This is a genomic window from Ignavibacterium sp. (assembly GCF_025998815.1).
In the GTDB taxonomy this organism is placed as follows: domain Bacteria; phylum Bacteroidota; class Ignavibacteria; order Ignavibacteriales; family Ignavibacteriaceae; genus Ignavibacterium.
Genome location: NZ_AP026678.1, coordinates 708,550 through 722,447, shown reverse-complemented (window position 1 = coordinate 722,447; position 13,898 = coordinate 708,550). Strand labels below are relative to the sequence as shown.

At 35.1% G+C, this 13,898-nt stretch carries 7 protein-coding genes; all 7 read left to right on the top strand.

Translation table 11 applies throughout. The annotated features are described in order from the left end of the window. Window positions 1-58: 58 nt before the first annotated feature. The 7 genes from hppD (at window position 59) to Q0X14_RS03065 (ending at window position 13,891) form a co-directional block, all read left to right on the top strand. Window positions 59-1,177 carry a 4-hydroxyphenylpyruvate dioxygenase gene (gene hppD / locus Q0X14_RS03095; protein WP_297842285.1) on the top strand — a complete coding sequence of 373 codons (1,119 nt, stop codon included), beginning with the start codon at window positions 59-61 and terminating at the stop codon, window positions 1,175-1,177. A 110-nt stretch (window positions 1,178-1,287) separates the two neighbouring features. Continuing rightward, a complete protein-coding gene (locus tag Q0X14_RS03090; protein WP_297842283.1) occupies window positions 1,288-2,454 on the top strand; it encodes a homogentisate 1,2-dioxygenase in 1,167 nt (388 codons plus the stop codon). Between the two features lie 78 nt (window positions 2,455-2,532). Then, complete coding sequence (locus Q0X14_RS03085; protein ID WP_297842282.1) at window positions 2,533-2,982, top strand: four helix bundle protein; 450 nt, start codon at window positions 2,533-2,535, stop codon at window positions 2,980-2,982. Between the two features lie 86 nt (window positions 2,983-3,068). Next, window positions 3,069-4,103, top strand: a complete 1,035-nt coding sequence (locus Q0X14_RS03080; RefSeq protein ID WP_297842279.1) for a fumarylacetoacetate hydrolase family protein — start codon at window positions 3,069-3,071, stop codon at window positions 4,101-4,103. 30 nt (window positions 4,104-4,133) lie between these two features. Beyond that, window positions 4,134-5,108 (top strand): flavin reductase family protein, encoded by a 975-nt coding sequence (locus Q0X14_RS03075; protein WP_297842276.1) that lies wholly within the window; start codon window positions 4,134-4,136, stop codon window positions 5,106-5,108. 17 nt (window positions 5,109-5,125) lie between these two features. After that, window positions 5,126-7,081: an acetoacetate--CoA ligase gene (locus Q0X14_RS03070; RefSeq protein ID WP_297842275.1), complete on the top strand. Its 1,956-nt coding sequence runs from the start codon at window positions 5,126-5,128 to the stop codon at window positions 7,079-7,081. A 153-nt stretch (window positions 7,082-7,234) separates the two neighbouring features. Beyond that, window positions 7,235-13,891 (top strand): hypothetical protein, encoded by a 6,657-nt coding sequence (locus Q0X14_RS03065; RefSeq protein WP_297842273.1) that lies wholly within the window; start codon window positions 7,235-7,237, stop codon window positions 13,889-13,891. Window positions 13,892-13,898 lie beyond the last annotated feature (7 nt).

Genomic DNA, 13,898 nt, shown 5'->3' with positions numbered 1-13,898 from the left:
TAAAATTCATTTAAATTTGAACAAGAAAATTTCCCTCAACTAATCCAAGGAGTTTAAAATGGCAGACAAAGCAGGAATAATCGGGTACGATTATGTTGAATTTTATGTCGGCTCTGCAAAAATGTGGGCTTACTGGCATGCAAAAGCAATGGGATTGAATATTGTTGGTTACAGCGGACCAGAAACCGGTGTCAAAGATAAAGTATCTTATCTTCTTTCATTAAACAATATCAACATTGTTATTTCATCTGCAATCAAACCTACTAATTATGAAATAGCATCTTTTGTCGAAAAACATGGAGATGGTGTAAAGCGTTGGGCACTGAAAGTTTATGATGTAAAGAAAACATTTGAAGTAGCTGTAAAGAATGGCGGAATACCAATTCGTTCTCCAAAGAAGTTTGAAGATGAAAATGGTTTTGTTGAAGAAGCTGCAATTCGTTTGTATGATGATTGCGAAATAGTTTTTATAAACCGTGATAACTACAAAGGAATATTCAAGCCGGGATTTGGAAAACCTATTCAGAATATCACTATTCAAAGAGAAGAAACCGGATTACAAACAATTGATCATATTGTTGGTAATGTAAGAACAAATGAAATGAATCTTTGGGCAAACTATATCAACACAACTTTGAACTTTGAGACTTTTATTGAATTTGGTCCGGGAGATATTTCAACTCAGTACTCTGCATTGCTTTCAAAAGTTGTTCGTTCAAAAGAAGCTGTAGTAAAAAATCCAATTAACGAACCATATGAAGGATTAAAGAAATCGCAAATAGAAGAATTCATTGAAGAGTATCTTGGAAGCGGAATTCAGCATGTTGCGATCACAACAAACGATATAATCTCTACTATCAAGGCAATGAGAAATAATGGTGTTGAATTCCTGAGTAATCCACCGGATACTTATTACGAGATGTTGAAAGAAAAAGGCATTAAAGTCAAAGAAGATATTAACGAATTAAAGAAGTACGGAATACTTTGTGACACAGAAGGAAAAGGATATCTGCTACAGCTATTCACAAAACCAATCAGCGACAGACCAACATTTTTCTATGAAATAATTCAAAGATGTGAAGGCGCCGAAGGATTTGGACAAGGAAACTTCCAGGCATTGTTTGAATCTATCGAAAGAGATCAAATGCAAAGAGGAAGTTTTGATAAGGAAGAATAAAAAGTAATTTCTTGACCACTCAATCGAAAGTTTGACTTTAAAATGATCGGTTGAGTGGTTGATTAACTGAATCAAGCAAATGGATATTAAAATTTTAATGGAGGTTATTTATGCCTTATTATGTTAGACTTGGAAAAGTTCCACCAAAGCGTCATATAACTTTTTATAAGGAAGATGGAACTTTATATCGCGAAGAATTATTCAGCACAAAAGGTTTCTCTGGAATTTATTCTAATAAATATCATCTTTATTTGCCACCTGAAACCGAAAAAATTAGTGAAGTGGATATTGACACTTCTGCAAATGATTGGAAAGATGCTCCGTTGCAGTATTTTCATTTCATTACCGGCAAAAAGGAAAGTAAAGGAAATATCATCACAGCCAGAAATGAATTTCTTAAGAATAATCATATAACAATTTCAACTGCAACAATTACTGAAGATACTGAATTCTTTTATCGCAATGCTCAGATGCACGAAATGATTTTTGTTCATTATGGCAGTGGTCATTTACTATCTGAATATGGTGATTTGAAATTTGAGCAATGGGATTATTTAATTATTCCTAAAGGAACAACTTATCAGTTAAAGCTTGATGATTATAAGAACAATAAATTGCTTATTGTTGAATCGTACACACCTTTTGAAATTCCAAGACATTTCAGAAATGAATACGGACAATTAACTGAAGATGCTCCTTACTATGAAAGAGATTTTCGTCCGCCTGCTTATATGGAACCGATTGATAAAAAAGGTGATTTCAGATTAATGTTGAAAGTAAGAAACAGAATGTTTGAGTACAGATTGCCTCATCATCCTTTTGATGTTGTTGGGTGGGACGGATTCCTTTATCCTTATGCATTTAACATTAAGGAATATGCACCCAAAGTTGGTAAGATTCATCTTCCTCCACCGATTCATTTGGTGTTCGTAACAGAACATTTTGTTGTATGCAACTTCGTTCCGCGTTTATATGATTTTCATCCACAGGCAATTCCTGCTCCTTATTATCATTCGAATGTTGATAGCGACGAAGTACTTTATTATGTGCACGGTGATTTTATGTCAAGAACAGGAGTTCAGGAAGGTTCAATAACATTACATCCGATGGGAATTCCACACGGTCCTCAGCCGGGTAAAACAGAAGCATCGATTGGCAAAAAAGAAACCGAAGAATATGCTGTGATGATTGATACTTTCCAACCACTTCAGGTTACAAAAAATGTAAAGGAAACAATGGTTGAAGATTATGCTCAATCGTGGCTGGAGAAGAGGTAGTTGAAAGGTATGAGGAATAAGGTATAAGGTATAGGGTATAAGGTTTAAGAAATAAGTATAAAGGGAATAAAATTTTTAATGATTGTTGAAATGACTGAAGAATTTTATAAATACAATAGTGATGATGATCTATGGAATGAACCGGAAGAATTTTATAATGGAAATAAAGATTTTACGACTCTGATTGCCTGGCAGAAGTGTCGTGATGTAAAATTATTTTTCTACAATAAAATCCTTCCTCTGTTACCATCAGAGGAAAGATATAATTTGGATAATCAGATTAGAAAAGCTTCAGTAAGTTCAACAGCTAACATAGCCGAGGGTTATGGCAGATTTCATTTTCAGGAAGGAATACAGTATTACCGAATTTCCCGTGCTTCGCTTTATGAACTTAAAGATCACTTATTTAGTTGTTTTGATTTAAATTTTATAGATACTGAATTAAAGAATGAAGGAGAATACTTGATTGAAGAAGCTAAAAAAACTTTAAATGGTTATATCAACTTTGTTAAATCTAAAGTTAAATAATTAAAATGTGTCATCCTTATTCCATATACCATATACCTCATACCTTATGCTAGATTTCCAGTTAAACACTTATCAGGAAGTACTATATGAAACTAGTAACCTACAAAAAAAATAACGAACAACGACTTGGAATTTTTTATAACGACTTCATTTTCGATTTACAAAATTCTGCTCGTAAATTTAAACTAAAGTTACCTTCTACAATGAAAGAATTTCTTGAAGGTGAAAATGCTTCGATGAGACTTGCAAAAAAAGTTTTTACTGAAATAAAAAAAGGAAATATAAAATCTGAACTGAAACTTAAATCAGTTAAGTTGCTATCGCCTGTGCCAAATCCAACATCGATGCGTGATGGTTATGCATTTCGTCAGCATGTTGAAACTGCAAGAAGAAATCGTGGCGTACCGATGATTCCTGAGTTTGATCAATATCCGGTTTTCTATTTTACAAATCACAATGCAGTTTTTGGTGAAGGAATTATTGAAGTAGAAGATGATCATCTTCAGCAACTGGATTTTGAACTTGAGTGTGCAATCGTTATCGGAAGAAAAGGGAAAAACATTCCTGCTGAAAAAGCAGATAGTTATATCGCTGGTTATATGATAATGAATGATTGGTCTGCAAGAGTACTTCAAATGGAAGAAATGAAATTGAATCTCGGTCCGGCAAAGGGAAAAGATTTTGCAACATCATTAGGACCTTGGTTAGTAACTGTTGATGAACTTGAACCATACAAAATTTCTACTCCATACGGAAACAAATATGATTTGAGGATGGTTGCCCGACATAACGGCAAACAAATATCTGATGGTAACCTTAAAGATATGAATTGGACTTTTGCAGAATTGATTGAACGCGCTTCTTATGGAGTAACTCTTTATCCCGGCGATGTTATTGGTAGCGGGACAGTCGGTACCGGATGTTATCTCGAACTTAATGGAACCTGGGCTTTGGAAGCTAAAGCAAAAGGCGAAGAGTTCAAACCTGTTTGGCTGCAGGATGGAGATGAAATGGAACTTGAAATTACTGGTTTGGGTGTGTTAAAAAATAAAATAAAGAAATCAAAAGTTAGTCGTTCAATTCTTGCCAGGAAAAAGTTAGTGAATGTAAACGCGAATTAGACCGATTTAACAGATTTATTCGGATTAAAAATGAAATCAATAATACCTTCTGAAATTTCTGTCCCTGAAGTACAAAGATTACTACAAGGTGGGGTTGGACCAAGACCAATTGCTTTGGTTTCAACTATTTCCAAAAACGGAGTAAGAAATCTTTCTCCATTTTCATTCTTTAATGTTTTTGGTGCTAACCCACCAATAATAGCTTTCTCACCTTCAAGAAGAGGAAAAGACGCATCATTAAAAGATACTTATTTAAATCTGGTTGAAACAAAAGAATGCGTTGTGAATGCAGTTACATATTCTATGGTTGAACAGATAAGTCTTGCTTCTACAGAATATGAATTTGGTGTTGATGAATTTATAAAAACAGGATTAACTCCGATTGATTCAGATCTGGTAAAACCGAAGCGCGTGAAAGAATCGCCATTTCAAATGGAGTGTAAAGTGCTTGAGATAAAAAGTTTTGGTGAAGGCGGAGCTTCTGCTAACATAGCAATTTGCGAAGTACTAAAATTTCATGTTGCGGAGGATTTATTTGTAAATGGTGTAATTCATCCGAACAGAATTGATTTGGTTGCAAGAATGTCAGCTGATTTTTATTGCAGAGCTAGCGGTGATGCAATTTTTGAAGTTGAAAAGCCAATTCAGAAAAAAGGAATTGGTTATGATCAACTTCCGGAGTTTATCAAAGAATCATTTGTTTTTTCTGCTAATAACCTTGGCAAGTTTGCAAATGTTGAGAGAATACCAGATGAAAATGAAGTGAAAGAGTTTATTCAAAAAATTAAATCCGAAACACTTAGCGAGTATGAGATTTCTGAAGAAGCATTTTTTCGTTATAAGAGATTGGGAAATTTCAGATACATGCTTCGCTGTGCACTTGATTTAAATTTATCTGACATACAAAAAAAATATTTACTCGAATTAACTGCTAAACTAGCTTTGGAAAAAAATGATACTGACTTTGCTTGGAAAACTGCCTTGTTTTCAAATCAGATTAATTAAAAAAGAGGAGTAAAAATTTGAGTGAATTACTCTGGTCACCGTCAAACGAACGAATAACAAATTCTAACATAACCAAATTCATTTCATTCATTTCTGAAAAAGAAAAAATAAATCTTTCCGATTTTCATCAACTTTACAACTGGTCAATCAATAACATTGAAAAATTCTGGACATATGTTTGGGAATTCTCCGGAATTAAGTACAAAAAAATATTTGATAAAGTATTAATTGATAAAGGTATAAAAGATTCAAAATGGTTTGTTGGTTCTGAAATAAACTTTGCAGAGAATCTTTTAAGATTTGATGATGATAAAACGGCTTTAATTTCTTACCGTGAAAATTATGCTCCGGTAAAAATCACATACGAACAACTTAATTCAATTGTAAGAAAAGTATCAAATGCACTGAGAGAATTTGGCATTAAGCAAGGCGATAGAGTAGCCGGCTACATTGGTAATGTTCCGGAAGCAGTTATCGCCATGTTAGCAACAACTTCAATTGGTGCAATATGGAGCAGTACATCTCCTGATTTTGGAATCGAAGGAGTAGTTGATCGTTTCGGTCAAATCGAGCCTAAAATTTTATTTGCTACAAAATCTTATTTCTATGGTGGAAAGCACATTGATAATCTTGAAAAAATTTTCGAGGTAAAAAAAAGAATTCCATCAATTCACAAGGTGATATTAATTGATGAATATTTTGATTTCAATTCGGTGCTAAAAGATGCACCTGTTAAAAATGACATCATAAAATTTTCAGAATTGTTAAATCACTCTGAGAACGATTTTGAATTTACTTATAATGAATTTGACTATCCTGTTTACATTATGTATTCATCAGGTACAACAGGCAAACCAAAATGTATTGTCCACGGTGCTGGTGGAACTTTACTTCAGCATTATAAAGAACTGGCTCTTCACACTGACTTGAAAAGGGAAGACACAATTACTTATTTCACAACCTGTGGCTGGATGATGTGGAATTGGTTGGTCAGTTCTCTTCAAATCGGTGCGACAATTGTTCTTATTGATGGAAATCCAGTTTATCCAAATGAGAGATTATGGAAAATAATCGAAGATGAAAAAATCAACATCTTTGGTACAAGCCCCAAATATCTAACTCTGATTGAAAAATCGGGATTAATTCCAAAAGAAAAATTTAATCTGAGTTCACTCAAAACAATTTTATCAACTGGTTCGCCTTTAACTGATAGTAATTTTCATTGGGTTTATAAGAATGTGAAAGATGATGTTTTACTCTCATCAATTTCAGGTGGAACTGATATCATTTCTTGCTTTATGCTTGGTTGCCCAATTCTTCCTGTTTACGCAGGAGAAATTCAATGTCGTGGTTTGGCAATGAAAGTCGAAGCGTGGGATGAATCAGGTAACTCACTAATTGAAGAAAAAGGAGAACTTATTTGCGCTGCACCATTTCCATCAAGACCGATTTATTTCTGGAATGATGAAGATGGAGCAAAGTATCACAACGCTTATTTCAATTATTATCCTGGAGTTTGGCGGCACGGCGATTACATAAAGATTACTAAGAATGGTGGAGTAATTGTATATGGTCGTTCTGATTCCACATTAAACCCTGGCGGAGTTAGAATCGGAACGGCAGAAATTTATAAAGTTGTTGAATCCTTGGAAGAGATTGCTGATAGTTTAGTTGTTGGAAAAAATACTAACGGTGATGTTGAGGTGATTTTATTTGTAGTTACAAAGAATAATCAAATTCTTGATGAAGAGCTTATCAATAAAATCAAAAACGAAATCAGAAAAGCTACAACGCCAAGACATGTTCCTTCCAGAATCATTCAAATCAAAGAAGTTCCTTACACAATCAGCGGAAAGAAAGTAGAAATTGCTGTAACTAAAATATTAAATGGTGAAAAAGTAGATAACAAAGAAGCCCTTGCTAATCCAAAATCATTGGAGCAGTTTCTTCACATAACCCATCTATTGAGCTAATCAGAAATTTAACTTCTATAATAATTTTTTAACAAAAAATAATTTGCAAATAAAAATTATTTATTTATATATTTTAATTGAGGAAAGCAGTAAACTTTTCTTCAATCGTAATACAAATAAAGAACTTTAATTACTTTAGCTCTGGGAGGCACAATGATAAAAAATTTTACCTTTATTATCATAATTTTCCTTAGTTCTTTTGCCCACTCTCAATCAATTAACGGAAACTTAACTTTTAATTCTTATCCTTCTCCGTATGTTAGTGATTGGGAAACAAATCCTGCAGCACTTGGTGGATTAACGGTTTTTAACAATTCATCATCTGCAATTGAAGTTAGACTAAGAGCAATAGTAACAAAACAGGGCAGAGGAGAAGTTTTCAGAAGTTTGACGAATCCAATACCTTTGACAGGCGCTCCTGTTCAGGTAATAGATAATACCAGACTTATAAGTTTTGAAGATGCCTCCTATACCGATGCCGATTACAGAAATTCAGTTCAACAAACAGGTAGATTGCTTGAAGGAGAATACACTGTTTGTATAAACATTGAAAATTTAACGGGTGCAATTTTAGCTAGTAATATTTGTGCAGATTTTACAATTCTTTATCCATCTGCTCCACAACTAATTTCACCAGAAGACAATGCTAATTTAGATCCGATGGTTAGTTATCCGACTTTTCAATGGGTACCTGTAATTGTTCCTTCAGCTTATGAAATAAAATACACTTTAAGAATTGTTGAAGTGATGATGAGTCAAACACCACTTCAGGCAATCAGCGCTAATTATCCTGTTTATGAAAATAATCAAATATCAGGTAGCACATTTACATATCCACTTGATGCACCTGAACTTGAAGCTGGTAAAACTTATGCCTGGCAAATTCAGGCATTGGATCAGTTTGGTTTTCCTCCGACCCAGAATGATGGCAAGTCTGAGATATTCACATTTGTAAAAGGTTCTGGTTCTGGAACTGGAAATCTGACTGTTATATTTCCCGCAAACAATGATACTATACCCTGGGATTATTTTCCTGTGATTTTCAGATTTGACCCATATTCTGACTCATATTACAGGTGTAGTGTTATGTTTGAACTTTTTGAAAATGGTTCATCTCTTTATACACGAGACAGAACCGGATCGAATGAAATCCGGTGGCCTTTTGGACCTGAAAGATCTCAGGAAGAAGCATTAGGAGGTTTAAATATAACTCAGGAAGAATCTCAGCATTTAGCTATAAATAAACGTCTTGATGACTCTCCAACTCCACCAATGTTTGTTCACGGAAGGGAATACAATTGGACAGCTGACATTGAAATAAGAAGCAGAGCAAGAACTGAAATCAGTGGTAGATTAAATAGCAGCTTCAATGTAGGAATGGGAAAGCCAATCTTAAGACAACCAGCGAATAATGATACAATTTCACCAGGTGAAATAAATCTTTTATTTACAACATCATCAGCACCCAGGAAAATTGCACCACCGTATCCAATTCTTCAATCGGGAAGAGGAAGAACGCCAGCAACATTTTTTAATGGTGGAATTAATGAAAGATGGATTTTGGAAATTTCAAGAGATAGTTTCTTAACGAGCGGAACAAATTTAGCAGATGAAACTTTAGGTTCAGGTATTGATTTAAATGCAGCTATTGATAATCCATCGAGTATCATTTCTCAGCTTTATAAAGATGTAAATGTTCCTTACACTGCAAATGATACAGGTTGGTACTACTGGCGAGTCAAATGGCTATCTGACCCTTCAAATATCTCTAGCAATGCATACAGAGTTAGTGATATTTATAGATTTTATGTTGGTACTCGCGACACTTCAACAAGAGCTGGAGATACTACCGAAGTACCAACACCCGGAAGTTGTATCGCCGATTGTGAAGCTCCACTAATCCTGGCTTCAGAAAGAGTCCCTGTAACAACTGCATCGGTCGGAAGCCGTCTAACAATCGGATTATTTACATTAAATGTAACTGAAATAAATTGGTCTGGTCAGACTGCCAACGGAAGAGGTACCATTAATGTTCCATTCCTAAAAGCACCAATAAAAGTTTCATTCAGCAATATAAGAGTAAATGCAGCTAATAAAATTTACGAAGGTACTGTCAAAGCTGAATATGATAATGAAAGTGTAATTCCTTCTTCTTTACTTTCAGCAGGTGGTTTATTAACAGGTTTAACTGATACCGAACTACAGAATTTAAACAGCTTTGTAAGTCAGACATCCAGATTAGTTAGTGCATTTACCAGCACAACTCCAATAGGAATGCCTATAGGTTTAGATCAGGTAATAGAAGGAAGAAGATATACAATTGCGATAGTTGGATTGGACTTTACTCCTGAACGAGCTGAATTAAACGCTATGGTTGCATTGGATTTCCCTGAACTTCATGGTTGGTTAGGTTTGGGTGCAAAAGAAATTTGTTTCCATCCGAATGGACTTGGTGGATTAGGCAAAGGAATGCTATACCTTCCTATTGATAAAGACTATTTATGGTCTGATGACTTAACAATCAGACTAAAAGGGACCAGATTCAGTTCTGATTATACTACTGTGGTTGATTCAGGCACTTTTGTAAGATGGGACTGTAACGGATTTGTTAACCTGACTATCTCAGGTGAAGTAATTTTTGGAACGAATCTGTTGGTAGAAGATTTAACTGACGGTGGTATTGGTACCGACCAGATTAAAGCAGAATTCAGAACCACGATAAGAAAGCATAACAACTGGATTTCTTCTCTAACTTTTAATAAACCTTTCCAGATTAAAGGAATTGAAGGTTTTGGATTCCATATTCAGGAAGCCTGGCTAGATTTTTCTGATCGCGACAATCCTGCAACATTCAACTTTCCAAGAAATTATAATTTTAGACCTACCGAATTTGGTGATACCACTGGGGCAGGTGATTATCAATTATTATGGAAAGGATTTTATCTTAAGCGAGCAGCTTTCAAACTTCCAGGCGAATTCAGAAATAACGACTCTCCAACTCAAAGAGTAAGTTTTGCTGTTAACGATATGCTTATTGATAGAACCGGTTTTTCAGCAAGCGTAAGAGCAGAGAATGTTTTAAGAGCTGGAAATCTTGATGGATGGAGTTTTTCTATTGATACGATTTATTTTGATATGACTCAAACCTCCTTTTCGCAGGCGGGATTTAACGGACAGATCGGAACTTCGTTCACTGATTCAACCCTTATTTACAGATCAGTATTAAGTATGGACACCAGCAGAAATTTTAGTTATAATTTTATAGTTCAACCTCGTTCAAGAATTAATGCTAATATCTGGCAAGCAACACTTGAGTTAGAACCAACTACCAATATTCGTGTTACTATTGATAGTTCCGGATTTTTTGCAAGAGCTGAATTAAATGGTAGACTTTCTATCAATGCAAATCTTCCTGCGATAGGTCAGACTAACTTTACTGCAATGAGATTCCAAGGTCTGGCTTTCCAAACTAAATCTCCTTATATAGTCTGTCCGGATAGTTGCGTTAGATTTGGTACTGCTAGCCCGCAGAAGTTCATAGCACTTGAACAATATGATTATTCTCCTGAGTATCCTATTCCTCCAGATGGTGGTCAGGCGGGAGGATTTCCGATTTCAATACAAAATATTGGCATAACTACAAGAACAGGTAGCGATGGAAGTCCCTTAGCAGGTATTGTTTTTACAATGAGTCTTAACTTAACCGGTGAATCAAATACATTTTCTGCAGCAACAACTTTAGCAATTTTGGGGAGATTGAATTTAAGTGGTTCAGGTGGAAGACAATATTGGGAATTTAATAGTGTGGATCTTGATTCTGTTAATGTTTCAGGTTCGGTAGGAGTTGTATCATTAGAAGGAGGATTAAGATTTTATAATCAGGATGTAACCTATGGTAATGGAATCAAAGGATTCATACGTGCTACATTTCGCCCGACTATTGCTGCTCAAGTTACTGCACAATTTGGTAGTAAAAGTGGTTTCAGATATTGGTTTGTTGATGCTCAAGTAGTTTTCAATCCTGGAATAACTGTATTCTCAGGTCTTGATGTTTATGGTTTTGGAGGTGGTGCCTGGTACAAAATGACAAGAACCTCGCCTCTTCCAAATGCACAATCATTAACAACAGCTGATACATCAGGAAGAGGCAGACCCGGATTAACTTTAAGTGGAGTTACATTCGTTCCTGATAATAACTCAAATTTTGGTTTCCAGGCAACACTGATATTCGGGAACACAGGTGGTGGTCAGACTTATAATGCTGATGTTACTTTTGGTGCCGAGTTTAATGTATCAGGCGGTATCAGTCAAATGTACCTTAATGGAAATGTCTATTTCATTACAGAGATAAATGATAGGAGAGACGTTCCAATAAAAGGTTCAGCAAATATATCTTATGATTTTTCCAGAAATATTTTTAGCGGGATATTTACTGTAAACGCAAATGTCTATGAAGTACTTACCGGAAATGGTACAGTGAATATTTATGCTTCTCCTGAAACCTGGTATATTCATATTGGTACTCCAACACAGCCAATTAACTTAAACATTGCAAGTCTTGCGACATTTCAAGCATACTTTATGGTAGGTATGCAACTACCTCCACCTGCACCAGTTCCTGAAAATGTTATGAGCATAATAGGAACAAGCATGACTTTCCCGAGTAGAGACGAAACCGCAACAAGAAATGGTAATGGTTTTGCATTTGGTGCAAGATTCAGCTTCTCAACCGGAAGATTAGCATTTGGACCTTTTTATGCACGATTCGGTATGGGGCTCGGTTTTGATATGGCATTTAAGGAATATCCAGGGTTAACTTGTGAAGGATTACCACCCGGAACACCAATCGGAATTGATGGTTGGTATGCCACAGGCCAACTATATGCTTACATTCAGGGTGATATTGGAATTTATGTTGATATATGGTTTACTTCAGGTGAATTTAAAATTATTGAAGTTGGGGCTGCAGCGGCAATGCAAGGAGGACTGCCAAATCCTTCCTGGTTAAAAGGAGCTTGTGGTGGTTATTACAGCATTTTAGGTGGGTTGGTAAAAGGAAATTGCAGATTTGAATTCTCAATAGGACAGGAATGCAGAATTCCAACGGAATCTCCATTGGCCGATATAAAAATATTAGCTGATCTCGATCCTCCAAATGGTGCTACAAATGTAGATCCATATATTAATCCTCTTGCAGTTTTTAATGCAGAGGTAGAGAAAACTTTTGATATTGAACAGGTGAGAAATGATGGAACAAAAGTTAACAGAAGGTTCAGGTTTATAATTGAAAAGTTCGAACTTAAAAAAGGTTCGCAGATAATTAGTTGCCAAAGACAGGTTGCTAATGATAAACTTAGTTCTGTAATTATCCCTAACGATATGTTACTCGGAAATACATCTTATAATGTAACAATAAGAATTAGAGGCGAAGAATATAATTTCTTAACAGGCACCTGGGCTGTTGCCAGAAAAGTTGATGGCTCTGCAATTACTGCTGAGTTAAGTCATAACTTTTCTACTGGTAATGTTCCTGATTATATCCCCGCAAATCAAGTAGCATATTCTTATCCATTTCATACACAAAGATTTTTCCTTATTGATGAATGCAATCTTGGATTTGTAATATTGAAACAAGGAAGACCTGACCTATTTAGTATTAGTGAACCTGGCTATAGTATCAGTTATCAAATAAAATTTATTCCGATTGAAGGTGGTCAACCAATAACGACTGAAGCATCCTATAACAACTCAGCAAAATCTATAAATTTCCAAATTCCATCTTCACTTCAGACTTCAACTACTTATGCAGCACAATTAATCAAGAAACGAACTAAAATAGTTACACCTGGTCAGCAACTACAAGGATATTTAGGTCCCACAATTAGTTTAAACTATAACGAAAAACTTAAAAACATAGTTAGACTAGACACTACAGAAGTTTTTGCTGGTGTTAGAGTAAGACAAAACAGAATCGATGGAAGACTTGCAAGTAGTCCCGATGAAAAACTATATTATGTTTTCTTCTTCAGGACAAGCCAGTTCAGAAATCTCCAGACAAAAGTAAATGGAATGGCTAATCTTTCAACTGATAGAGTTTCACAAATAGCTCTATTTTTACTGACTGAAGAGCTTAAACCAACATTCAGCACTTCAGAAAAGTTTGATGTTTTTGATGTAAATGGTTATTCATATCGAATTGCTCTGACAAATTATAAGGTTCAACCTTTAGTAAGAGTTTTGGATGGCTTAGATAATAATTGGTATAATTCCTTTGCATACCCAATTATTTATGAATATTACAACACTTTGAAGAATTTTGTTACCTGGAGACTTCGTGATCCATTGCCTGCTGGAATACCACCAGTGAACACTATTGAAATTACTAATCCTTCAGATCCTTTATTGGAAAGTGAGTATTTGCCTCAAAGCCAATCTCCATCATCTCAGTTTGCATTATTATTTACTTCATTTGGATTTGGTAATATTTCTGGATTTGGTGGAGGTGGTGTACCAATGCCAACATACACGGGTCCTCAAGTAAAATTAAATATGCGTACAGCAACCTGGGTATGGGTTGATTATCAACTTCTGAAACAAAGGACAGCTAATTATATCAGACTTGTTGGGCATCCAAACACATCAGAATTTTATACAGAACCTTTAAGGTCTCAGATGCTAAGATTCCTGGGTTCTACATGGAGACCCTTATTCAGAGGTACTTATAAAGCGGGATTCTACTATTACCCAATACATTGTATTGACCCGGATCAATTTTATTTGCCAACCCATTACAAAAATTATAGTTACTAAAAGGTGG

Excerpts from the sequence above, each read along its gene's own strand:
- hppD (WP_297842285.1), top strand. The coding sequence starts at position 59 with ATGGCAGACAAAGCAGGAATAATCGGGTACGATTATGTTGAATTTTAT.
- Q0X14_RS03090 (WP_297842283.1), top strand. The coding sequence starts at position 1,288 with ATGCCTTATTATGTTAGACTTGGAAAAGTTCCACCAAAGCGTCATATA.
- Q0X14_RS03085 (WP_297842282.1), top strand. The coding sequence starts at position 2,533 with ATGATTGTTGAAATGACTGAAGAATTTTATAAATACAATAGTGATGAT.
- Q0X14_RS03080 (WP_297842279.1), top strand. The coding sequence starts at position 3,069 with ATGAAACTAGTAACCTACAAAAAAAATAACGAACAACGACTTGGAATT.
- Q0X14_RS03075 (WP_297842276.1), top strand. The coding sequence starts at position 4,134 with ATGAAATCAATAATACCTTCTGAAATTTCTGTCCCTGAAGTACAAAGA.
- Q0X14_RS03065 (WP_297842273.1), top strand. The coding sequence starts at position 7,235 with ATGATAAAAAATTTTACCTTTATTATCATAATTTTCCTTAGTTCTTTT.